This is a genomic window from Sinorhizobium sp. 6-70 (genome assembly GCF_030124375.1).
Classification (GTDB): domain Bacteria; phylum Pseudomonadota; class Alphaproteobacteria; order Rhizobiales; family Rhizobiaceae; genus Sinorhizobium.
In genome coordinates this window covers 128,961-151,652 of record NZ_JASKLS010000011.1, presented here as the reverse complement: position 1 = coordinate 151,652, position 22,692 = coordinate 128,961, and the positions used below count along the sequence as shown (strand labels likewise).

At 62.7% G+C, this 22,692-nt stretch carries 18 protein-coding genes; 5 read left to right on the top strand and 13 right to left on the bottom strand.

The genetic code is table 11. From position 1 onward, the window contains the following. Nucleotides 1-12: 12 nt before the first annotated feature. The 5 genes from trpS to mutS all read right to left on the bottom strand — a co-directional run bounded on the left by trpS (nucleotide 13) and on the right by mutS (nucleotide 9,101). On the bottom strand, nucleotides 13-1,077 hold the full coding sequence (gene trpS / locus QN222_RS21155) for a tryptophan--tRNA ligase (protein ID WP_283962506.1): 1,065 nt from the start codon (nucleotides 1,075-1,077) through the stop codon (nucleotides 13-15). Between the two features lie 105 nt (nucleotides 1,078-1,182). Next, a complete protein-coding gene (locus tag QN222_RS21150) occupies nucleotides 1,183-1,575 on the bottom strand; it encodes a VOC family protein (RefSeq protein WP_283962505.1) in 393 nt (130 codons plus the stop codon). Continuing rightward, nucleotides 1,572-3,182 carry a murein biosynthesis integral membrane protein MurJ gene (murJ, locus tag QN222_RS21145; RefSeq protein WP_283962504.1) on the bottom strand — a complete coding sequence of 537 codons (1,611 nt, stop codon included), beginning with the start codon at nucleotides 3,180-3,182 and terminating at the stop codon, nucleotides 1,572-1,574. Before murJ ends, QN222_RS21150 begins: the two co-directional genes overlap by 4 nt. Next, nucleotides 3,179-6,028, bottom strand: coding sequence for a [protein-PII] uridylyltransferase (locus tag QN222_RS21140; RefSeq protein ID WP_283962548.1), 2,850 nt, complete (start codon nucleotides 6,026-6,028; stop codon nucleotides 3,179-3,181). Before QN222_RS21140 ends, murJ begins: the two co-directional genes overlap by 4 nt. A 325-nt stretch (nucleotides 6,029-6,353) precedes the next feature. After that, nucleotides 6,354-9,101, bottom strand: coding sequence for a DNA mismatch repair protein MutS (mutS, locus tag QN222_RS21135; RefSeq protein WP_284005581.1), 2,748 nt, complete (start codon nucleotides 9,099-9,101; stop codon nucleotides 6,354-6,356). A gap of 102 nt (nucleotides 9,102-9,203) precedes the next feature. Between mutS and QN222_RS21130 the strand changes: the two genes are divergently transcribed. Next, entirely contained in the window at nucleotides 9,204-11,489 is a 2,286-nt protein-coding gene (locus tag QN222_RS21130; protein WP_283962393.1) for an NADP-dependent malic enzyme, read from the top strand. 356 nt (nucleotides 11,490-11,845) lie between these two features. On the opposite strand, the gene QN222_RS21125 is transcribed toward QN222_RS21130, so the two are convergent. From QN222_RS21125 to QN222_RS21105, 5 genes are all read right to left on the bottom strand, one after another. Beyond that, the gene (locus tag QN222_RS21125) at nucleotides 11,846-12,724 is read right to left on the bottom strand and encodes a GNAT family N-acetyltransferase (RefSeq protein WP_283962394.1); all 879 of its coding nucleotides are present in this window, start codon (nucleotides 12,722-12,724) and stop codon (nucleotides 11,846-11,848) included. 228 nt (nucleotides 12,725-12,952) lie between these two features. Beyond that, nucleotides 12,953-15,187, bottom strand: a complete 2,235-nt coding sequence (locus QN222_RS21120; protein ID WP_284005580.1) for an ATP-binding protein — start codon at nucleotides 15,185-15,187, stop codon at nucleotides 12,953-12,955. A 55-nt stretch (nucleotides 15,188-15,242) separates the two neighbouring features. Continuing rightward, nucleotides 15,243-15,734: a signal peptidase II gene (gene lspA / locus QN222_RS21115; RefSeq protein WP_283962397.1), complete on the bottom strand. Its 492-nt coding sequence runs from the start codon at nucleotides 15,732-15,734 to the stop codon at nucleotides 15,243-15,245. Then, on the bottom strand, nucleotides 15,731-16,591 hold the full coding sequence (locus QN222_RS21110; protein ID WP_283962398.1) for an RNA methyltransferase: 861 nt from the start codon (nucleotides 16,589-16,591) through the stop codon (nucleotides 15,731-15,733). Before QN222_RS21110 ends, lspA begins: the two co-directional genes overlap by 4 nt. Then, nucleotides 16,588-17,730 carry a class I SAM-dependent rRNA methyltransferase gene (locus QN222_RS21105; protein WP_283962399.1) on the bottom strand — a complete coding sequence of 381 codons (1,143 nt, stop codon included), beginning with the start codon at nucleotides 17,728-17,730 and terminating at the stop codon, nucleotides 16,588-16,590. Before QN222_RS21105 ends, QN222_RS21110 begins: the two co-directional genes overlap by 4 nt. A 195-nt stretch (nucleotides 17,731-17,925) precedes the next feature. Between QN222_RS21105 and QN222_RS21100 the strand changes: the two genes are divergently transcribed. Next, nucleotides 17,926-18,384 (top strand): carbon monoxide dehydrogenase subunit G, encoded by a 459-nt coding sequence (locus tag QN222_RS21100; RefSeq protein WP_283962400.1) that lies wholly within the window; start codon nucleotides 17,926-17,928, stop codon nucleotides 18,382-18,384. A gap of 35 nt (nucleotides 18,385-18,419) precedes the next feature. On the opposite strand, the gene QN222_RS21095 is transcribed toward QN222_RS21100, so the two are convergent. The 3 genes from QN222_RS21095 to sppA form a co-directional block, all read right to left on the bottom strand. Next, complete coding sequence (locus tag QN222_RS21095; RefSeq protein WP_283962401.1) at nucleotides 18,420-18,764, bottom strand: DUF1049 domain-containing protein; 345 nt, start codon at nucleotides 18,762-18,764, stop codon at nucleotides 18,420-18,422. Between the two features lie 203 nt (nucleotides 18,765-18,967). After that, nucleotides 18,968-19,270: an integration host factor subunit beta gene (locus QN222_RS21090; protein WP_136506735.1), complete on the bottom strand. Its 303-nt coding sequence runs from the start codon at nucleotides 19,268-19,270 to the stop codon at nucleotides 18,968-18,970. Between the two features lie 115 nt (nucleotides 19,271-19,385). Continuing rightward, on the bottom strand, nucleotides 19,386-20,345 hold the full coding sequence (gene sppA / locus QN222_RS21085; RefSeq protein ID WP_283962402.1) for a signal peptide peptidase SppA: 960 nt from the start codon (nucleotides 20,343-20,345) through the stop codon (nucleotides 19,386-19,388). A gap of 275 nt (nucleotides 20,346-20,620) precedes the next feature. Between sppA and lptC the strand changes: the two genes are divergently transcribed. The 3 genes from lptC to lptB are packed head-to-tail and all read left to right on the top strand — an operon-like array spanning nucleotide 20,621 to nucleotide 22,692. Continuing rightward, a complete protein-coding gene (lptC, locus tag QN222_RS21080; protein ID WP_283962403.1) occupies nucleotides 20,621-21,289 on the top strand; it encodes an LPS export ABC transporter periplasmic protein LptC in 669 nt (222 codons plus the stop codon). 14 nt (nucleotides 21,290-21,303) lie between these two features. Beyond that, entirely contained in the window at nucleotides 21,304-21,867 is a 564-nt protein-coding gene (locus QN222_RS21075; protein ID WP_283962404.1) for an LptA/OstA family protein, read from the top strand. A gap of 12 nt (nucleotides 21,868-21,879) precedes the next feature. After that, a complete protein-coding gene (gene lptB, locus QN222_RS21070; protein WP_283962405.1) occupies nucleotides 21,880-22,692 on the top strand; it encodes an LPS export ABC transporter ATP-binding protein in 813 nt (270 codons plus the stop codon).

Below are 22,692 nucleotides of genomic sequence, written 5' to 3'. Positions count from 1 at the left end.
CATTTTTGCCCGCTACTGCAAAAACCCGATGATTTCGCGAACCTCGCGCATCGTCTTTTCGGCACGCGCCCGCGCCCGCTCGCCGCCACGCCTCAGGATTGCGTCTATGTGCGCGGTATCATCCATCAGGCGACGCATCTCGCCGGTGATCGGCGACAGCACATTGACGGCGAGATCGACCAGAGCCGGCTTGAAGACGGAGAACTGCTGGCCGCCGAACTCGGCGAGAACCTCATCCTTCGTCCTGTCGGAGAGTGCCGCATAGATGCCGACGAGGTTTTCGGCCTCCGGCCGGCCGGCGAGGCCGTCGACTTCGCTCGGAAGCGCATCCGGGTCGGTCTTGGCCTTGCGGATCTTCTTCGAGATCGTCTCGGCATCATCCATCAGATTGATGCGCGACAGATCGGAGGGATCGGACTTCGACATTTTCTTCGTGCCGTCGCGCAGCGACATCACGCGTGGCGCCGGTCCGCCGATCAAGGGCTCGACGGGCGGGAAGTAGGCATGGATCGGTTCTTCGCCGACGACGATGTCGACACCGTAGCCGCGCGCCCGGATATGCTCCATGAAGTCGATGTTGAACTTCTGGGCGATGTCGCGCGTCAGTTCCAGGTGCTGCTTCTGGTCGTCGCCGACCGGGACATGCGTGGCACGGTAGACGAGGATGTCAGCCGCCATCAGGCTCGGATAGGCGAGCAGGCCGAGCGAGGCGTTTTCGCGATCCTTGCCGGCCTTGTCCTTGAACTGGGTCATCCGGTTCATCCAGCCGATGCGCGCGACACAGTTGAAGATCCAGGCAAGCTCGGCGTGCTGCGGCACGGCCGACTGGTTGAAGACGATGTGCTTCTCAGGGTCGATGCCCGACGCGATGAAGGCGGCAGCGATCGAGCGGATCTGGCCCGGCAGGTCTTCGTGCACGAGCTGCGCGGTGATCGAATGCAGGTCGACAACGCAATAGATGCAGTCGTTGTTTTCCTGCAGGGCGACGAACTTGCGGATCGCGCCGAGGTAATTGCCGAGATGCAGGTTGCCGGTCGGTTGTACGCCGGAAAATACGAGCGGCTTGAATTCGTTCATGTCGTCCTCAAATCGGGCTTGTGGAGGGCCCGTCTCCAGTTGATATCCGCCGCGCTTATGCACGGCAGGCAAAATGCAATCAAGGGGGTGCGGGCGTGCAGCGGATCAGGACGCCGGTTGCAACAGATCCCAAAGGTTGCCGAACGGGTCGGCAAACACCGCGACCGAACCGTAGGCCTCGTGGCGTGGCGCCTCGCGGAATTCGACGCCGGCGGCCAGCATCGTGGCGTGATCGCGGGCAAAGTCGTCGGTGAATAGAAAAAAGCCGACGCGGCCGCCGGTCTGGTTGCCGATCGCGGCCCGCTGTCGTTCACCGTCGGCCTTGGCGAGAACCAGGGCTGTCTCCACGGCACCTTTCGGCCGCAGGAGAACCCAGCGCTTGCCGCTGCCGAGGTCCGTATCCTCGATCAGATCGAAGCCGAGCTTGCCGCAATAAAAGGCGATGCCGTCGTCGTAATCCGGCACGACGATCGTGACCCGCGCGACCGTCTGCTTCATGACGCGTCAGGCTCCTGGCTGGCCGCAGCTTCGACCGGAGCGCCAGTGGCCTTGCGCTTCAGGTTGCGGCGAATCATGCCGAGGCTCGCGCCGCCGAGACCGAATGCGAAGGCGAAATAGATCACCATCGCCGCCGCCACCAACCCGCAGAGGGTTACAGCCCGGGTCAAAAGCGGCGCGGCGGAGGACAGCGGGAACGCCAGCCACTGGACCGCAAAATGCAGCGCGATCGCCATGATCGCCGCGGCAATCACCAAGCGCGGAATCCGGGTCAAAAGCGGAATGTCGCGGCCCCAATGGCCACGCCAGACGAGGGTTGCGAACAGCAAAATGGCATTCACCCAGCCGGCGACGATCTCGGCGATCGCGATGCCGCTCGCGGCAAGCGTCGGAAACAACGTGAGCGCCAGCGACACGTTCACCACCACGGAAATGGCGGCGAAGATCATCGGCGTGCGCGTGTCTTCCCGTGCGAAGAACCCCGGAATGAACGCCTTGATCAGCACGAAAGCCGGCAGGCCAAGGCCGTAGATCGCCAGGATATGGCCGACCACGACAGTCGATTCCGGTGAAAACTTGCCACGCTCGAAGAGCAGCCGAACGATCGGTTCCGACATGACAAGCAGCGCGGCGGCTGCCGGCAGCGTCAGGAACAGCGTGAATTCGACGGAGCGGTTCTGCAGGTTCGACGCTTCGTTGAGATTGCCGGCCCGCAACGCCCGCGCCAGTTCAGGCAGCAGCACGGTCGCGACTGCGATACCGACGACGCCGAGCGGAAGCTGATAGATACGGTCGGCATAGACAAGCGACGACACGGCTCCCGACTTTGCCGAAGCGATATTGGTGTTGATCAGAAGGTTGATCTGGGTGATGCCGCCGGTGATTGCCGCCGGCAGCGCCAGCACCAGCAGCCGCCTGACGTTTGCCGTCAGCCGCGGGCGCCGGAGCCCGATCCGGATCCCGGCACTGCGCACGGCGAACCAGACGATCGCGAGCTGTACCAGCCCGGCAGCCAGGACACCCCAGGAAAGGCCGTAGCCGACCGCAATCGCGTCTTGGCCGCCATACCAGGCATAGGCAAGAACGCCGATCAGGATGACGTTCAGAAACACCGGCGCAATCGCGGCAGCGAAGTAGCGGTGCAGCGAGTTCAGCATGCCCGCCATCATCGCCGCCAGCGACATGCAGGCGAGATAGGGGAACATGATCGTCGCGAAGGTTACGGTGCTTGCGAACTTCGACGGATCATTGGCAAAGCCCGGGGCTATCAACTCCCGCACGATGAAGGGCATCGCCAGCTCCATGGCGATCGTCAGAAACAGGAGGACGGTGAAGAGCACACCGAAAACCTCTTCCGAAAAGCGACGCGCGCCGTCCATGCCGCGGGCTTCGATCTCCCTGGCAAAGAGTGGCACGAAGGCGGAGTTGAAGGCGCCTTCGGCAAAAAGCCGGCGGAAGGTATTGGGCAGGCGGAAGGCGGTATTGAAGGCGTCGGCGACCGGCCCGGTGCCGAGCGCCGCCGCCATGAAGGTTTCACGGATGAAGCCGAAGATGCGGCTTCCGAGCGTCGCGCCGCCGACGGTTGCAAATTTCTTGACCAGACTCATGTTTCGGCTTTTGTCGTTTTGGAAGCGTGCGAGGCGCGCGGCGCGGGGGCCGGCGCGATGATGCCGGAGGGCATGCGGTCACGGACTTCGTCGACCTCGCCCGCCAGCACAGCCTTGAGGCGCGCCGCGATGTGTGTCTGCCGGTTCTCGCTGGTGATCTTCGACCCAACCAGATCGGTCACGTAGAAGGTGTCGATCACCTTCTCGCCGAACGTGGTGATATGGGCCGAGGCGATATCGAGCGAGAGGTCGGAAAGCACCGCCGTCACCTCGGAAAGGAGGCCGGGCCGGTCGAGGCCCTCGACCTCGATCACGGTGAACTTGTTCGACAGCGTGTTGCTGATCGTCACTTCCGGCGTGACAGTGAAGGCCTTGCTGCGCTTCTTCACCCGCGTGCGGCTGGCGATAACTTCGGGCAGCCGCTTGCGGCCGGACAGCACATCCTCGATCAGCTTGCCGATGCTCGCTGCCCGGCGCATCTCATCCTCGTCGACCGGAAATTCCCGATTGACGAGAATCGTGTCCAGCGCCCGCCCATCGGACGTCGTGAAGATCTGGGCGTCGACGATGTTGGCGCCCGCCGCGGCGCAGGCTCCCGCGATCACCGTCAGCAGGCGCGGATGGTCCGGGGAAAGCACGGTGATTTCGGTGATGGCATGGAACTGGTGCGTGCGCACCATGGTCGCAAGTGTCTTGCCGGCCCGATCCGCATCGCGAATGAACTCCGCGTGCCGAACCTGATCCTCGAGCGCCACCGAAAGAAGATAGGGCTGATAATGCAGCCGCACATAGGCCTCGCGGTCCGCTTCGGACCAATCGGTCAGCGCCTCCCCCAGCATGTGGGCCGCATGTTTTGCCCGCTCCTTTCGCGACAATTCCGAGAAGCCGCCGGAGAGCAGAAGCTCGGTCTCGTAGTAGAGCGTGCGCAGCAATTGCCCCTTCCAGCCGTTCCACACACCCGGCCCCACCGCGCGGATGTCGCAGACCGTCAGGATGAGCAGCATTTTCAGGCGGTCGAGCGACTGCACGCGCTCGGCGAAGTCGACGATGGTCTTGCGATCGTTGAGGTCACGGGTCTGGGCCACCATCGACATGGTGAGGTGCTCCTCGACCAGCCAGACAACGGTTTCGGTCTGCTTCGGCGAAAGCCCCAGACGCGGGCAGAGCTTGCGCGCCACTTTCGCGCCGGCGACCGAGTGGTCCTCCGGTCGGCCCTTGGCAATGTCGTGCAGCAGCACGGCGACATAGAGAGCCTCGCGATCCTCGATGCCTGGCATCAGCGTCGCCGAAAGCGGATGCGCCTCCTCCTCGATGCCGCGCTCGACCCGCGAGAGGATATCGACGGTGCGCAGCAGATGCTCATCGACCGTATAGTGGTGATACATGTTGAACTGCATCATCGACACGATCTTGCCGAAATCCGGGATGAAGCGGCCGAGGACGCCGGACTCGTTCATGCGCCTCAGGATCAGTTCCGGATTGCGCCTGGACGTCAGGATCGAGAGGAACAGCCTGTTGGCTTCTTCGTCTTCACGCAGTTGCGGCGTGATCAGGCTCAGCGAGCGGGTCACCTGCTTCAGCGCGGCCGGATGGAACTCCAGACCGTTTATGTCGGCCACGTGGAAGAGCCGCAGAAGGTTTATCGGATCGCGCTTGAAGACATCGGGGCTCGACAGCGTGATGCGTCCGCCATCGTCGACGAAGTCGAGCGTGCCGGCGATCTTGCGGGTGCGATGCTTGAAACGGCTGATCACCCCGGAAATCCCCGGTGCGTCCTTCGCCTGCTGGTCCTCAAGCGCGGCGCAGAAAATGCGGGTCAAATCACCCACGTCCTTGGCGACGAGGAAATAGTGCTTCATGAAGCGCTCGACCGCCGAGAGACCGGGGTGATCGTGATAGCCAAGCGCCTCGGCGATTTCGCGCTGTATGTCGAAGGACAGCCGTTCTTCTGCCTTGCCGGTCAGGAAATGCATGTGGCAACGCACGGCCCAGAGGAAATCCTCCGATTTCTGGAAAAGCTTGTATTCCTGTCGCGACAGAACGCCGTGCTTGACGAGATCGGCCGAGTCCTTGACCCGGTAGAAATACTTGGCGATCCAGAACAGCGTGTGCAGATCGCGAAGCCCGCCCTTGCCCTCCTTGATGTTCGGCTCGACAAGATAGCGTGTGTCGCCCGCCTTGCGATGGCGCTGATCGCGCTCGGCGAGCTTGGCGGCGATGAAATCGGGGCCGGTATTGCGGACGATCTCGTGGTCGAACCGCGTTTCGAGTTCGTTCGCCAGCACCTCGGAACCGCAGATGTAGCGGCATTCGAGGATCGCCGTGCGAATTGTCATGTCGGCACGTGACAGCCGGATGCATTCCTCGATCGTGCGCGTCGCATGACCGACCTTGAAGCCCAGGTCCCAGAGGATATAGAGCATGAACTCGATCGCCGGCTCGGCCCAGACTGCTTTTTTCGCTGGCAGCAGAAACAGGAGGTCGATGTCCGACCCCGGCGCCAGCGTTCCGCGGCCGTAGCCGCCGACGGCCGTCACCGCTATGCGAGACGCCTCCGGCGCCTTCGCCGCGTCGAAAACCTCGTTCAGCACGAAATCATGCAGAAGGGCGATGAGCTGGTCCTGGAGCCAGGAGATGCGTTCGGCGCATTTGATCCCGGCGCCGTCGACGGCCAGCAACTCGCGTGCCTTGGTGCGGCCTGCAAAGTTGGCCTGCTTGAATGCGGCGAGCAAGGCCTGGCGCATCGGCTCTCGCTGCTCCGCATGAGCAGACGCAATGAAGCTCAATCTCGCGCGCAGCGTCGCAACATCGAGAATTTCGGGAAAGAAAGGTTCGTGTCTGGCCATGAAGTGCCGAGGGGCGTCCTGTCCGACTGGTTGGGTATTCCGCTGCATCTGCCAGCGCTCCTGCATGTCGCCGTTGGACCGGCCGGAAACATGCAGCATTTCAAAATGCCACGTCCTTTGTGCGCCTACTGCATGTTTCCTTAAATCAGAGCGATTTAAGGATAAAACCATGCAGCTACTCAAAGTGCTACAGCGACCTTTGCGCGTCTGAAAGACGCGCGGCGCTGTAGAAGACACGCGGCGCTGTATAGCCTTTCTATCCGGCAAATGACAGGAAAAATCGGCCTGGTATGCAAGAGCCGATCGATGCCGCTTCAAAGGAAGGTCAGCGGGCTCCCAGCTGTTTCTTCAGCGAATAGAGTGCGTCGAGGGCGTCGCGCGGCGTCATGTCGTCGGGATTGAGCGCCTTCAATGCCTCTTCGATCTTCGACGGGCCAACCTTCGTTGCCGCTTCCTCGCGCCGTATCGCCACCTGGAAAAGCGGCAGGTCGTCGATCAGCTGACTCGCCGGGTTCTTGCGGTCGGCGTCCTCGAGCTTGGCAAGCACGTCCTTCGCCCGCGCGACGACCGACGCCGGCAGCCCGGCAAGGCGAGCGACCTGGATCCCGTAAGACCGGTCGGCGGCACCGGGACCGACCTCGTGCAGGAAGATCACGTCACCGTCCCATTCCTTGACCCGCATCGTGGCGTTCGAGAGACGGCCGAGCTTTTCGGAAAGCACCGTCAGCTCGTGGAAATGGGTGGCAAAAAGCCCGCGGCATCGATTGACCTCGTGCAGGTGCTCGACCGCCGCCCAGGCAATCGACAGGCCGTCGAAGGTCGCGGTGCCGCGGCCGATCTCGTCGAGGATCACCAGCGAGCGGTCCGTCGCCTGGTTGAGGATCGCCGCCGTCTCGACCATTTCGACCATGAAGGTCGAGCGGCCGCGCGCGAGATCATCGGACGCGCCGACGCGGGAAAAGAGCCGGTCGACGATGCCGATATGCGCTGCCGCTGCCGGAACGAACGACCCCATCTGCGCCATGATCGCGATCAGCGCGTTCTGGCGCAGGAAGGTCGATTTACCGCCCATGTTGGGGCCGGTCAGCAGCCAGATCGCCCCGCCGTCGTAACCGTCCGGAGGCGACAGGTCGCAGCCGTTGGCAACGAAGGCGCTGGCTGCCTGACGCCGGAGCGCCTGCTCGACGACCGGATGGCGCCCGCCGTCGATCGTAAACATCCGCGAGCGGTCGACGACGGGGCGCGCGTAGTTCTGCTCTTCGGCAAGGACGGCGAGGCCGGTCGAGACATCGAGGGTTGCAAGCGCCAGCGCCGCGGCCTTGATCGCCTCGGCATGCGCGACGACCTCGCCCGTCATCGCCTCGAACGCTTCGAGCTCGATCGCAAGGGCCCGGTCCGCCGCATTGGCGATCTTGGTTTCGAGCTCGGCAAGTTCGGTCGTCGTGAACCGCATGGCATTCGCCATGGTCTGGCGGTGTATGAAGCGCGCGCGCCCGGCGTCCGTGTCGGTCATCGCGCCGGCATTTCCCGCCGTCACCTCGATGAAATAACCAAGCACATTATTGTGCTTGATCTTCAGCGATTTGATCCCGGTTTCGTCGCAATATTGCAATTGCAGGCCGGCGATCACGCGGCGCGACTGGTCACGCAGTGCTCGCATCTCGTCGAGTTCGGCATGCGCTCCCTCGCGCACGAAGCCGCCGTCGCGTTTCAACAGTGGGAGTTCTTCGGCGAGCATCGACTCGAGTCTCGTCAGCAACGCCTCCGGCAATGCCTTGATCGCGGCATGCGCCTCGGTCAGTTCCGTCGACAGGCTGCCGCGGGACAACAGCGCCGATATCGCTGCTGCGGCCCGAAGCCCGGCCTGGATCGCGCCGAGATCGCGCGGGCCGCCGCGGCCGAGCGCCAGCCGCGATAACGCCCGCGGCATGTCGGGCGCACGCCGCAAGGCGTCGCGCAGGTCCGTCGCAAAACTCGACTGGTCGGCCAGGACCTCGATCGAATCGAGCCGGGCGTTGATCAGATCGGGATCGGTCAGCGGCGACATCAGCCGCTCCGCGAGGAGCCGTGCGCCGCCGCTCGTCACCGTTCGGTCGAGGGCTCTCAGCAACGTTCCCTCGCGGGCACCGGAGAGCGTCTTGACCAGTTCGAGGTTGGCGCGGGTCGCCGGATCGATGAAGAGCGTCGAGGCGGCACTTTCCCGCTCAGGATTCCCGAGCGCCGGGCGTTCGGCCAGCTGGGTCTTCTCCACATAGGAGATCGCCGCCGAGGCCGCCGCGAGCTCGGCGCGCGAAAAGCTACCGAAGCCGTCGAGTGTCTTCACGCCGTAATAGCGCGATATACGGCCTTCCGCCGTCGCGCTGTCGAACAGTACGGCTGGCTGCGGCACCGCCACCCGGCCGAGCACGTCGAAGACCGGCCGAAGCTCCGGATCGTGAAAGACCGTGTCCGGCAGGATCAGTTCACGCGGCTCGATGCGCAGAATGTCGGCAAGCAGGCGGCCCTCGGCCGTCTCGGCTAGGCGGAAGATGCCCGTCGATATGTCGATCCAGGCGAGCGCATAGGCCGGCTCCGAGCCGCTGCGGATACGAGCAAGCGCCATCAGGTAGTTCGATTCTGCCGGCGAAAGCAGCTTGTCCTCGGTGATCGTTCCGGGCGTCACCAGCCGGACAACGTCGCGGCGCACGACCGACTTGCTGCCGCGCTTCTTCGCTTCGGCCGGGTCCTCGACCTGCTCGCAGACGGCGACCCGGAAACCAAGGGCGATCAGCTTCTGCAGATAGTCGTCTGCCGCGTGAACCGGCACGCCGCACATCGGGATCTCCTGGCCCAAGTGCTGGCCGCGCTTCGTCAGTGTGATCCCGAGCGCGCGCGAGGCTTCGACCGCATCCTGGAAGAACAGCTCATAGAAGTCGCCCATCCGGTAGAACAACAGCGAATCCGGATTGTTCGCCTTGATCTCGATGTACTGCTCCATCATCGGAGTCGCGGTCGAGCGGCTTTCCTCGCTTGCCAGATCGGACACGGAAAGGACATCGCCCGTGCGGCTCGATGGGTCTGTCACGAAATTCATGATTGTTCCAAAAAAAGAGATGTCACACTATCCGCAAGCATTTATAGACGACAATAACAAAGAGGCTGACCTCGACGGTCGCCCACAGGAGGTTGAGGGAATATGCCGGGTATCGACAAGACCGACCGTACGATGACGAGCGTCACCGCCCAGGAAGCGCTCGATTTTCATTCACAAGGTCGACCCGGAAAGCTGGAGATCGCCCCGACAAAGGCGATGGCGACCCAGCGCGACCTGTCGCTCGCCTACTCGCCCGGCGTCGCCGTGCCCGTTAAGGCGATCGCCGAAGACCCGGCAACCGCCTATGACTACACGACGCGCGGCAACATGGTCGCAGTGATTTCCAATGGCACGGCGATCCTCGGCCTCGGCAATCTCGGTGCGCTTGCCTCGAAGCCGGTCATGGAGGGCAAATCCGTCCTGTTCAAGCGGTTTGCCGATGTCGATTCGATCGACCTGGAAGTCGACACGGAGAATGTCGACGAATTCGTCAACTGCGTGCGCTTTCTCGGCCCGTCTTTCGGGGGCATCAACCTCGAGGACATCAAGGCGCCGGACTGCTTCATCATCGAGCAGCGGCTGCGCGAGGTCATGGACATCCCCGTGTTCCATGACGACCAGCATGGCACCGCGATCATCGCCGCTGCCGGCCTCATCAACGCACTGGCGCTCACCGGGCGTGACTTCAAGACGACCAGGCTCGTCTGCAACGGCGCGGGCGCCGCGGCCATCGCCTGCATTGAGCTCATCAAGGCGATGGGTTTCAACGGGGAAAACGTCATTCTCTGCGATACCAAGGGCGTGATCCACACGGGCCGCACGGACGGGATGAACCAGTGGAAATCGGCGCACGCGGTCGATACCGACCGCCGGACGCTCGCCGAGGCGCTGGAGGGCGCTGACGTGTTCTTCGGACTGTCGGCGAAGGGCGCGCTTTCGACGGAGATGGTGCTTTCCATGGCGCCGAAACCGATCATCTTCGCCATGGCCAATCCGGATCCCGAAATCACCCCCGAGGAAGTCGCCCGCATCCGCGACGATGCGATCGTCGCGACCGGCCGCTCCGACTACCCGAACCAGGTCAACAACGTTCTCGGCTTCCCCTATATCTTCCGCGGCGCCCTCGACGTGCGCGCCTCGACAATCAACGACGCCATGAAGATCGCCGCGGCGGAAGCCCTTGCGAGCCTTGCGAAGGAAGACGTGCCGGACGACGTCGCCGCCGCCTACCAGGGCAACCGGCCACGCTTCGGGCCGCAATACATCATTCCGGTTCCCTTCGATCCGCGCCTCATCTCGGCGATCCCGATTGCCGTTGCGAAGGCGGCCATGGAAACGGGCGTCGCGCGCAAGCCGATAACCGATCTCGATGCCTATGGGCAGCAGCTTTCGGCGCGGCGCGACCCGATCGCCTCGACGCTGCAGCGCATCTTCGAACGCGTCCGCCGCCAGCCGAAGCGCATCGTCTTTGCCGAAGGCGAGGAAGTGCAGATGATGCGCTCCGCCATCGCCTATGCCAACCAGCAGCTCGGCACGGCAATCCTGCTCGGGCGCGAGGAGCAGATGCGCGAAACCGCCGAGCGGGAAGGCATCGACCTCAACCGCGCCGGCATCCAGATCGTCAACGCACGCCTCTCCAAGCGCGTCGGCGCCTATACCGATTTCCTTTATGCCCGGCTGCAGCGCAAGGGTTACCTTTTCCGCGACGTACAGCGACTGATCAACAACGACCGTAACCACTTCGCCGCCTGCATGGTGGCGCTCGGCGACGCCGACGGCATGGTGACGGGCCTGACGCGCAATTATTCGACGGCGCTCGAAGATGTGCGCCGCTGCATCGACGCCAAGCCCGGCCACCGGGTCATCGGCGTATCGATCGCGCTTTGCCGCGGCCGCACGGTCCTCGTCGCCGACACCGCGGTCCACGACATGCCGACGGCCGAGGAACTGGCAGACATCGCCGAGGAGGCCGCCGGCCTCGCCAAGCGCCTTGGCTATGTGCCGCGCGTCGCGATGCTCGCCTATTCGACCTTCGGACATCCCTCGGGCGAACGCTCCGAAAGAGTGCGCGAAGCGGTGAAGATTCTCGACAAGCGCCGCGTCGATTTCGAATACGACGGCGAAATGGCGGCCGACGTGGCGCTCAATGCCCGAGTCATGGAGCAATATCCGTTCTGCCGGCTTTCCGGCACCGCCAACGTCTTGGTCATGCCGGCGTTCCACTCCGCCTCGATCTCGACCAAGATGCTCCAGGAACTCGGCGGTTCGACTGTCATCGGCCCGCTGCTCGTCGGCCTCGACAAGTCGGTGCAGATCGCATCCATGTCGGCGAAGGATTCGGATATCGTCAACATGGCCGCAATCGCCGCCTACAATGCCGGGACCTGACGCGCGATAAACCGCGCATCATTTCGAGACAGTTTCTGCTTCGGCTGCAAACATTGCTTGGTGGCCCGTACAGCAATGGCACACTGCTCCTTAATAAAACAAGAGCCCACTTCTCCGGCAAAGGAAGTGGGCTCAATACTTTATGGCAGATCCATCTCTTAGGTTATAAAAATGAGAGGAAATTGACTGCAATATACGCGCCCCCAGACGCACTGCAAATCTTTCCCTTTATTTTTTACATTCCTTCGTCATGAAATCCAGATCAACCATGGAAATACACTTTGATCTTTCATTGATGAAAGTCAAACACATCCTTAACAACTGGTTAATACTGCAAGCCGCCGATCAGGAGACGGTTAGGAAAACCGTCCGGCGTCCGCGCCGTAGTAGTTGAGGTAGCGGCCGGAAATATTGCTGATGGGCAACACAATCAGCACGTCGGTCGTGCGGAAAGCATGATCGACGACGGCACCGTCGCCGACCATCGCGCCGAGCCGCATGTAGCCCTTGATCAACGGCGGAAGAGCGGAAAGCGCCTTCTTTGGGTTGATCGCTTCCGAGGGCATCAGGTCCATGGTCCGATGAAGCTCCGGCCGGGCGGAAACCGCCCATTCACCGTGGGCAAGAACATTGTGGTGGAGGAAGGAGAGCGCCAATGCGTGCTCTTCCGGAACGACACCCGGGAACGAGCCGCATCCGAACATCGCGTCGACGCCATGTTTAAGCGCGTAGGCCCAATTTCCCTGCCAGAGCAGTTCGACGGTCCGCTTCGTCCGATATTCCGGCAGCACGCAGGAGCGGCCGAGTTCCATGAAACGCTTGCCCGGATGGCGCGCAAGCAGTTCGGCGATCGCAAATTCCGAAGCCGAGTAGAAGCCGCCGGTCCGCTCTGCGACGTCGTGCCGCAACAGCCGATATGTGCCGACGATCTGGTCTTCCGGGTCGCCCTCGATCGACGTATCGAGAACCAGCAGATGATCGCAAATCGAATCCCAGCTGTCGACGTCGCGCTTGCGCCGCTCGGCATCCGGCCCCACCTGCGCCTTCATCTCCTCGACGAAGACCTTGTAGCGTACCGCCTGTGCGGCATCGACCTCGGCGGCGGAGCGGGCAAGCCGCGTCTCGAGATTGGCGATCCGCCCGAGAACCTCGGTTGCCGGGGTCGCAATCGTCTTGCGGATGCAAGCCTGTGAAGTGTCAATCACGTTCGTCGAATCCAGAAGTTCGATCGTCATCCGTGTTATCCCGAATCGCCTGTGTGTGCCTGCCGGGCTTAAACCACGTTTGTGCTACAAGATAGTGACACCAAGGCCGCTTACAACCCCGGCACCGCGGGGGATGGCCGGCGTGCCGGATCCTACAGCACAGCGCGCCTTATCCGCTGCGTAAGGGACACTGCAGCATTTTGAATTGCTGCATGTTTTGATCCTCGGCTGGGATTTAGGGACACATGCAGTCGCTCTTCAGGCTTCGAGAAGACGTGCGATTTCGACCGTGAGGCGCCCTGGTTCCGGCGGCTTCGGCAATACCGAGTCCGCGCCCGCTGCGAGCAGCAGCTCGTGCAGGTCTCCGCGGGTATCCGACGTCAAGACGATAACGGGCAAGCGGCCGCGCCCGGCCGTTTCCTGCTCGCGCAGGCGCTTCAGCATCGCCAGGCCATCGCCACCTGGCATGTTGAGGTCGGTGAGGATCAGGCGTGGCGTCTTGCGCACGGCTTCGTCAGGATCGTGCAACGCGCGATCCAGGCTGGTGAAATCGCCAACGTGGCGGACCAGATAGCCTGCCCGCCGAAGAATTGTCCGCAAGATGAGCGCATTGACCGGATCGTCCTCGGCAAGGAGAATATCGTGATCGCCCTGTTCGCCCGCCTCACCCGGCGGCAGCGCCTCTCGGAGGATCGGCCGGTTGTCGTTGAACGCGTCACGCTTCTCGATGCCCTTCAGCCTCCCGAGCAGAACCTCCACCAGCGACTTTTCGCGCAAGGGGCGGATAAGCCATGCCTCATAGCCGTCGATCTGGTTGACCGGATGAGCGGTACGCTCCTCCGGGTTGATAAGGTAGGTCCGGCGCAGCTTGAGGCCGGCGATCTCCGGTCGTAGCGCAAGGAGGCGGCGGAACTGCTCCGAATGGCGATGGTCGACGATGATGTCGGTCAGCGGCAGGCCGTTCGACAAAACGGCGGCGATGATCGCGTCGGCGGCGGCAAGCGTCGGTGCACGATGACACACGCCGCCAAGGCTCGTAATCGTTGCGGCGAGCGCGTTCGAGACCGGACCATCGGGAGCCAACGCCAGCACCTGTGCGCCAGATAGCACGCCATCTCGTTCGGCGGCCGACGGACCGCCCCCGATCAACGGAAAGCGGACTTCGAACCGGCTTCCTCGATCGGAGGCGCTTGAAGCGGTCAGGCTGCCGCCGAAGGCCTCCACGATCCTGCGTGAAATCGCCAGCCCCAGGCCGGTTCCCTTGGCGCGCTGACTATCGTCCCCGGCCTGCTCGAATTCCTCGAAGACGCGCCCGAGCTCATCGGCCGACATGCCGGGGCCGGTGTCGTCGATCCGGATTCTGACGCCGCCATCGGCAATGTCGGCGGCAACGAGGACACCACCGGTCTCGGTGAATTTCACGGCATTGCCAATCACGTTGAAGAGCACCTGCCTGAGACGTGCAGCATCGAACACCAGCCCTGCCGGCACGTCGGCTGCAACGGTGGCGGCGATCTCTATGCCTTTCTCGTGCGCGCGATGCGCGAGCATCTCCACCACGCTCTCGATGACGAGGCGCAGGTCCTGCTGCGAGGGGCGCAACTGAAACCGCCCGGCCGAAAGCGAAGAAAAGTCGATCAGATCCTCGACCAGTTGAACCAATGCGTGACCGGACTGCTGCATGCCGGCGAGGTAGTTTTTCTGCTCGGCCGACAGCCGGGTCTGGCCGAGCAGGTGACTCATGCCCAGAATACCGGAGAGCGGCGTGCGGATCTCATGGCTGACGGTAGCAAGGAGGCGCGACTTCGCTCGGCTTGCCTCCTCGGCGCGGCGGCGGGCCTCCTCCCTTTCGCGCGCGGCGCGCGCCTCCTCGGTCACGTCGCGGGCGATGCTGTGACGCATCAGCCTGCCTGTCGCCGGCTCGCGGGCGATCACGTCATGCCAGTCATAAAGGCGGATTCCCCTCGGCGTTGAGATTCGCACGAGATAGTGGTTTGGCCCGGGCTTCGGCTCGAAGCTCAGGCCTATCGCCGCGCAGGTCAGTCCGCGCACGTCGGCGCGGGCACAGACTTCGTGAAGAACGGTGTTGGCGTAGACGATCTGGCCGTCCATGGTGCGCACGACGGCAAGATCGCCAAGTCCGTCATGAATTGTCGAAAGCAGGGCCGAGGTTTCAAACCACTGCCAGTCTTCGTCAGAGGCGGCTTCACGTAGCGTTCCGCTTCGCCCGCCGCACGTCTCGAGGCCGTCGGCGAGAAGCAGGAAGGCCCCGGCGAGGCCGCCCACAGCGACAAATGCCGAATAGAGGGGAAAGCCGTTCGCCGCGCCCGCCGCAAAGAGGATCACCGCAGCGGCGATGCCTGCGACGGCCAAGGCGGCGCGCGCCGGCCAATAGCCTCCGGCGTCAGCCGCCAACGGTGCGGGCCGGCCCGCACGGGCTCCCGTGCCGAAACCGGACTCGATCCGCCGCTGCAGTCGTGACGCTTCGCTCATGCCATCGACGTAGCATGACAAGCCTTCCGAATGCCTTCAGCCCGTTTTTAAAGTTTTAGCGATCGCGCCTTTTCGCCAGCAGCAGTTCGTCGAGGATGATCGCGCCTGCGCCGACCGTGATGAAGCTGTCCGCGAGGTTGAAAACCGCGAAGGACCAATTGGCCGTGTGAAACAGGATATAGTCGATGACGTAGCCGAAGAGCAGCCGGTCGACGAGGTTGCCGAGCGCGCCGGCGATGATCATCGCATAGCCGAAGTGAGCGAAGAACCGGTCCTTCGGCGTGCGGCGCCAGAGCCAGAGCACGAAGCCGACGACGGCCAGGCGCATGCCGACGATGAACCAGTCTTCCATCCCCGAAAGCATGGAGAAGGCCACGCCGTAGTTGTAGGTCCGGTAGAGGGCAAGCATGGGGATGACGGCGACCGCCTGCTGGAAGGGCAGGAATGTCTCGACCAGATATTTGATGATCTGGTCGGCGACGAGCGCCAGCAGAATGAAGACCGTGATCGGCAGCGGCCTCGAAAACAGAACCTGCCGCTCGCTCATGCGCCGGCATCCAGCGACAACAGGTGGCGGCGCGCTTCGAACAGCATGATCCCGGTGGCGATCGCGAGATTGAGCGAATCCGCCCGGCCAGCCTGCGGGATGCGGGCAAGCGCCCCCGCTTCGCGGGCAAGCTCCTCGGGCAGGCCCGCCTGTTCGTTGCCCATCAGGAGCACGACCGGCTTCGACCTGTAGTCGATGGTCCGGTAGTCGACCGAGCCTGCCAGATGCGTAGCCACGACCCGGACGCCGGCCGCCTTTTGCCACCTGACGAACTCTTCCGCGCTGGCACGCGCGACGGGCATGGCAAAGACCGAGCCCATCGTCGCCCTGACGGTCTCGAGCGAGAAGGGATCGGTGGTCTCGCCGACAAGGATGATGCCGGAGGCGCCGGCCGCATCCGCCGTCCGGATGATCGTGCCGAGATTGCCGGGATCGCGAACGCGGTCGAGCGCCACATAGGTTTCGCCGTCCTCGGGTCGAACGTCCTTCAGCGCGCGATAACGCTGTTCGAAGATGCCGACCACCATCTGCGGATTATCGCGCCGGGTGATCGTCGAGAGCACCTTCTCGCTGACCTCGAGCACCAGACCTCCCTTGGCGACCGTCTTGGCCGCCACCTGCTCGACCTGCGGCTTACTCTTTGCCGCCTTGGCGTAGACGAGGGTCTTGATCTTCCAGCCGAGATCGAGGGCATCGATCACCAGCTTCAGACCCTCCGCCATGAAGGAACGCGTCTCGTCGCGATGCTTCTTCTGCGCAAGCGAGCGGATGTCCTTGATGATCGGGTTGGTGAGGCTGGTGACCTCCTTCACATGGCCGACGCGCGGCGTGCCGTGATCGCTTCTGTCAGTGTTCATTTGGGTACCCAGCGGCTGAAGAGGGAAGTGGAAAGCGCCCGCCCCGGCTCCTTGCCGTCGAGACCGCCTTCGCGGATGATGAGCTCTCCCGACTCGACCCGGCCGCCGCGTCCGCGCATCGTTTCGCGCATGAGCTCGTGGATCGAATAGAAGCTCGCGCGGATGGAATAGGCCGTGAGGACGAGCCCGCGCGCCTCAGGCGACAGGATTTCGCGGCAGATGTCCAGCATTGCCGCCAGATGGTCGAAGAGCTGCCAAACCTCGCCGTTCGGGCCACGCCCGAACTTGGGCGGGTCGGTCAGGATGATGTCATAGCGACTGCCGCGCCGTTCTTCGCGCTGGATGAATTTCATCGCATCGTCGCAGATCCAGCGGATCGGCAGTTTTTCGGCACGCGCCAGGGTCTGGTTTTCGCGCGCCCAGCCGATCGCCTTCTTGGACGCGTCGACATGCGTCACCTCGGCGCCCGCCTTGGCGGCAATCAGCGAAGCGACGCCGGTGTAACCGAAGAGATTGAGAACCTTGAGCGGCCGCCCGGCCGTCGCCACCTGGTCCTTCACCCAAGACCAATGGGCGAGCTGCTCGGGGAAAACGCCGACGTGGCGAAACGAGGTGAAGCGGCCGAGAAAATCCGTATCGAGAAGCTGCATCGGCCAGGTTTCGCCCAGCACCTCCTGCGGAAACCGCCAGCGCCCCATCCCGTCTTCGTCGGTATCGCCCGTGAAGACGGCATCGGCCTTGTCCCAGATCGAGGCCGGCAGCGCCTTCGGCCAAAGCGCCTGCGCCTCGGGGCGGACGATGCGATAGGGTCCGTATTGTTCGAGCTTCTCACCGTTGCCGCTGTCGATCAGATGGTAGCCTGCCGTCGCCGCCGTCTCGAGGATGAGCGGCACGGTCTCGCCTGGCTTGTCGCCAGTTCTTTGCCGGACGGGGCGCATTGGGAGCGCCTCCTGGGCGGATCGCTGCCGCTCGCCTTTCTCCGGCGCAGCTTTTGCGGGCGGTCCACCGCTCCTGCCCTTGAAGCCGGCCCCCTTCAGGGGTGGGTGCTTTTGCTCGTGGCGGCCGCCCCGCGCCTCAGCGCCCCGGCCTTTCGCCGCCGTGACCGAGGCGTTCTTCGACCGCCGATCTTTTTCTTTCACGCGCTGATCCTTGGACTTTAATCAAACCATTCGGCGTATCCGCTCGTGAACCGAGGCCGCAGCCAGCCGGCCCTTCACACCCTCCGTCGGGCGGACGACACGCTCAAACCGTGCAAATAGCACTGCCGATGCTCTTGGCAAAGCCGTTTCCGATTTGCCAAGATCGAAGCCGGGATCAGGACGGGAGGAACAGGCATGGACATGACGGGCGAAGAACGCATCGCGGCGCGGCGCGACGCCGTTTGGCAATACTTGAATGATCCGGAAATCCTGAAGCGATGCATTCCGGGGTGTCAGTCGCTCGAAATGAAATCGCCAACGGAGCTGACGGCCGTGGTCAAGGTGAAGATCGGACCCGTTTCTGCGACCTTCAACGGCACCGTCGTGCTTTCCAACCTCAATCCACCTCAGAGCTACACGATATCGGGCGAAGGCAAGGGCGGTGTCGCCGGTTTTGCCAAGGGCGGCGCAGATGTCACGCTTGTCGAGGACGGCGATGAGACGGTGCTGCGCTATGACGTCAAGGCCGAGGTCGGCGGCAAAATCGCCCAACTCGGGTCGCGCCTGATCGATTCGACATCGAAGAAACTCGCGCAACAGTTCTTTGCGGATTTCAACCTGGCAGTCAGCGGGTCGGCGGAAGCGGCGAGCTAGACAAGCCGAGCACACCCAATACAAGACACGATGGGTCAGTTCTGCGGCGCAGGCAGCGTTGTCTGCGATGCCAGTTTTTCGGCCTGGCTGCGGTGCTTTTCCGCCTCACGATGCCACTTCATTGCCTCGTTCGCCTCGTTGCGGGCGCGGCGGCGGTATTTTCCCTGGCGGAGCCAGGTCACCCCGGCTCCGAGAATCAACCCGACAATGACGGCGAGAAACAGGAACACGAAAAATGGAGCCGAAACGGAAAGTACGCTGTCGGCCGGATTGAACGGATTGAACGCCAGAGTCACCGCCTGACGATTGGCAACGCTCAGTACGATAAGGATGATCCCGAGGGGCACGAGCACAACGATATTGATCAGTTTCTTGAGCATGCATTCGCTCCGGCTGTTGCATCGGCCCGAAACCCGCGACGATTTTCGCAAGGCACGACGCCCACGTTCAAGGATTTGGAGCCTTTCTCGTGCGCCGGAAAGACTGCACCCGCTCCATTGATCCGAAATTATCGCGATCTAGAGCGCCGTGCATTCAAGTGAACGCAAGGACGGTCCAGCGCTTTCATTTGAAAGCGGACGCTCTAGTCGTCGTCGTTGCCGTTCATACCGGGATTGAGCCGCTCGCGCAGTTCCTTGCCGGTCTTGAAGAAGGGCACCCATTTCTCCTCGACGAAGACGGAGTCGCCCGTGCGCGGATTGCGCCCCGAGCGCGACGGCCTGTTCTTGACCGAGAAGGCGCCGAAGCCGCGTAACTCGACGCGGTTTCCCGCCGCCAGTGCATCCGTGATCTCATCAAGAACCGCATTGACGATATTTTCGACGTCGCGGTGGTAGAGATGCGGATTGCGTGCGGCCACAATCTGCACCAGTTCTGACTTGATCACTGTCGCCCCCTTGATTTTTTGCTTTTTCTGTTCGCTTCGTGGCTTCGACAGGCGTCACAACGCGCATTCTGAGCCAAACGAGCCTCCGGCTCAGGACAACATATGGCGCCTTCTCCTATTGTTCATCAACCTGCCAAACCGAAACAAGACCGTCAAGAAACAACTTCTCGCCACCGATTTTTTCGAGTCCCCTCATCGCCGGAAAAGCGTCATATCCCAAAGCCTTGATCCACTCGGCGGCGGCGCCACCGAGGCCGAAAGGCAATGTTCCGCGCGGCCCCTCCCAGTCCACCACCGGTAGGTCCTTCGGGACGTTGCGGCTGGCAAGGAAGGCCCGGATCTCGTCGTCGCCGCCGAGTGTATCGATGAGCCTGTCCTTCAGCGCCTGCCGCCCGGTGAAGATGCGGCCATCGGCAAGGGCGAGCGCCTCCGGCCGCGGGATCTTGCGCCGTTCGGCCACGAGATCGACGAACCAGCCGTAGCTGTCATCGATCATCGCCTGGATCATCGCCCTCGCCTCGTCGCTCGGCGGGTGGAAGGGAGAGGGTTCGGCCTTGAGCGGTCGCGATTTTATCGACTCGAGCGACACACCGAGCTTGTCCATCAAGGCCTTGACCTGCGGGTACTGGAAGATCACGCCGATCGAACCGGTGATCGACGTCTCTCCGGCGACGATGTGGTCACCGGCAAGCGCGATCATGTAACCGGCCGAGGCGGCGAGCGTGCGGACGTCCGAGACCACCGGCTTCTTCGCGGCGACCTTGCGGATCGCCTTGTAGATGACCTCGCCGCCATAGGTGGTGCCGCCCGGCGACGAGATGGTCACGATAAGCGCCTTGACCGAATCGTTGTCGGCGATCCGTTCCAGCCGCTCGACCAGCTCCCGGTCGTCCTGGATCAAGCCCGAGACGGCAACGCGTGCAACGTGGTGGCGCGCGCGCCCGGTCACCTCGCTCCAGCCCGAGAAGGCATACAACGCGAGGCCCACGCCCACGAGGATTGCGGCAGTCGCCCAACGCCAGAAGCTCACCTTGCGACGCAGGCTGCGACGATCGGCTATGGCAAGTTCGTCCATGGGTCTCTCCCGTTCTTCTTGGCTCGCGTTTTCTTGGCTCGAGGTTCTGTCAGTTTCCAAAGGAACATGCTATCTGCGCGAGCCGCGGCAAATTAGATAGCGGCGGTTGATGGCCGTTAAAAGCCGCAACCGTTTTTTTCGCAGCCTTTCAAAGTTTTTGTCGCTCCATTGTCGGACGGCAAGAAAATAACCATATTCGCCGTGACTTACACCGTTGTATGTAAATGCGGGTCGTCCGGCTCCGCCGAGACTCAAGGGAACCAACAGGCCTCTCCATGCTGAACGAAGCACGATTCCCCGGAATCTTTGCCGATTCTGGCGCGAGTTCCTCCGATGCCTACGCTTCGGCGGCGCGGCACTCCGCGCGGGTGAGACGCCTCAAGGTCATATTGCCGCTTGTCGCCAGCGTTATCGCCATGATCTTCGTGGCCGTCTCCTTCGTGCGCGCCTTCCTGCCGGAAGAGTTGCAACTCGAGACGGCAACGATCGAGAACGGCAAGATCGTCATGCAGAATCCTGCGATCTCCGGTCGCAACAAGCAGGACATCAGCTATTCCATGAAAGCGCAGCGTGCGCTGCAGGACATAGCCAACCCGGACCTCATCACGCTCGAAACCATTCACGCCGAGATGCCGGTGAACGACACGTTGATCGCCACGGTGGATGCGGCAAGCGGCATTTACGATCGCGGCGCAAACACGCTCGATATGAACGCACCGTTCACGATTTCCATGAATAATGGCGTTAACGCCGATTTTCAGTCGGCCTATCTGGACATCAATGCCGGCGAGATGGAAACGAAGCGCCCTATCGCGATCAGTATGGAGGGCGGATCGATCATTGCGCAGACGCTGCGAATGACAGATAAGGGACGTATTGTAACATTTGAGGGCATGGTCAAGGTCAATGTCGACCCGAGCGCCATCCGCAAGAACGCAAAATAGGACCTGGTGCACCCATGTCGGTCAAACCTGCCGTTTTTTTTAGAATTTCAGCCAGTCTCGCGGTTGCCGGGCTCGGTGCGTTGATGATTGTTACCAGCGCTTCGGCACAGGCCACCTCCAGCCGGATGAGGGGCCTTCAGCTTTCGAACGACAAGCCGATCCAGATCGAGAGCGACAAGCTCGAGATCAAGGATCCCGAGAGCAAGGCGATCTTCACCGGCAACGTGAAGGTGGTCCAGGGCACGACCACGCTGCAGGCCGGCAGCATGACCGTCTTTTACAAGACGGAAGGCGGTGCCACGGTGACGAGCGGCAATGCCGATATCGACCGGATCGAGGTCAGTAACAAGGTGTTCCTCAGCTCCGGAGCGCAGCAGGCGACGGGCGACAGCGGGCTTGTCAACATGACCGAGCAGACGCTCGTGCTCAAGGGCGAGAAGGTGGTTCTCTCGGAAGGCAAGAACGTCTTCGTCGGCTGCCAGTTGAACGTACAGATGGATACAGGCGAAGCGCAGCTCGAAGCCTGCGGCGGCCGCGTGCAGATTCAACTTGACCCGCAGTCCCGCAAGCAGAACTGACGTAGACCGCTCGTGCAGATTCCTTTTCTTCACAAACGCAAACGGGTCAAAAAGCCGTCGGCGGGCCTCAACCCCGTTCATGTGGTCGACAAGGCACGCTACGACGGCACCCTGATCGCCCGCGGCTTGACGAAATCCTATCGGTCGCGCTGCGTCGTCAACGGGGTCTCGCTCGTCGTGCGCCGCGGGGAGGCCGTTGGCCTGCTCGGTCCGAACGGCGCCGGCAAGACCACCTGCTTCTACATGATTACCGGCCTTGTGCCGGTCGACGAGGGTTCGATCGAGATCAACGGCAACGACGTCACGACGATGCCGATGTACCGCCGCGCCCGTCTCGGCGTCGGCTATCTGCCACAGGAAGCCTCGATCTTCCGCGGCCTGACCGTCGAGGAGAACATCCGCGCAGTGCTGGAGATCCACGACGAGAATCTCGAGCGGCGCGAAAGCAAGCTCAACGACCTGCTCGGCGAATTTTCGATCACACATCTACGCAAATCGCCCGCCATCGCCCTGTCGGGCGGTGAGCGCCGGCGCCTGGAAATCGCGCGGGCGCTTGCCACCGATCCGACGTTCATGTTGCTCGACGAGCCCTTCGCAGGCGTCGACCCGATCTCGGTCGCCGACATCCAGGCACTCGTGCGACACCTGACCTCGCGCGGCATTGGCGTGCTCATCACCGACCACAATGTCCGCGAGACCCTCGGACTCATCGACCGAGCCTATATCATCCATGCCGGCGAGGTTCTGACGCACGGCCGCGCCAACGACATCGTCACCAATCCGGATGTCCGCCGCCTCTATCTCGGCGATAATTTCAGCCTGTAG

Coding starts and splice junctions, on each gene's coding strand:
- sppA (WP_283962402.1), bottom strand. CDS start 20,345: ATGGACGAACTTGCCATAGCCGATCGTCGCAGCCTGCGTCGCAAGGTG.
- lptC (WP_283962403.1), top strand. CDS start 20,621: ATGCTGAACGAAGCACGATTCCCCGGAATCTTTGCCGATTCTGGCGCG.
- lspA (WP_283962397.1), bottom strand. CDS start 15,734: ATGAGCGAGCGGCAGGTTCTGTTTTCGAGGCCGCTGCCGATCACGGTC.
- QN222_RS21110 (WP_283962398.1), bottom strand. CDS start 16,591: ATGAACACTGACAGAAGCGATCACGGCACGCCGCGCGTCGGCCATGTG.
- murJ (WP_283962504.1), bottom strand. CDS start 3,182: ATGAGTCTGGTCAAGAAATTTGCAACCGTCGGCGGCGCGACGCTCGGA.
- QN222_RS21095 (WP_283962401.1), bottom strand. CDS start 18,764: ATGCTCAAGAAACTGATCAATATCGTTGTGCTCGTGCCCCTCGGGATC.
- trpS (WP_283962506.1), bottom strand. CDS start 1,077: ATGAACGAATTCAAGCCGCTCGTATTTTCCGGCGTACAACCGACCGGC.
- QN222_RS21120 (WP_284005580.1), bottom strand. CDS start 15,187: ATGAGCGAAGCGTCACGACTGCAGCGGCGGATCGAGTCCGGTTTCGGC.
- QN222_RS21075 (WP_283962404.1), top strand. CDS start 21,304: ATGTCGGTCAAACCTGCCGTTTTTTTTAGAATTTCAGCCAGTCTCGCG.
- QN222_RS21125 (WP_283962394.1), bottom strand. CDS start 12,724: ATGACGATCGAACTTCTGGATTCGACGAACGTGATTGACACTTCACAG.
- mutS (WP_284005581.1), bottom strand. CDS start 9,101: ATGAATTTCGTGACAGACCCATCGAGCCGCACGGGCGATGTCCTTTCC.
- QN222_RS21130 (WP_283962393.1), top strand. CDS start 9,204: ATGCCGGGTATCGACAAGACCGACCGTACGATGACGAGCGTCACCGCC.
- QN222_RS21140 (WP_283962548.1), bottom strand. CDS start 6,028: ATGGCCAGACACGAACCTTTCTTTCCCGAAATTCTCGATGTTGCGACG.
- QN222_RS21150 (WP_283962505.1), bottom strand. CDS start 1,575: ATGAAGCAGACGGTCGCGCGGGTCACGATCGTCGTGCCGGATTACGAC.
- QN222_RS21100 (WP_283962400.1), top strand. CDS start 17,926: ATGGACATGACGGGCGAAGAACGCATCGCGGCGCGGCGCGACGCCGTT.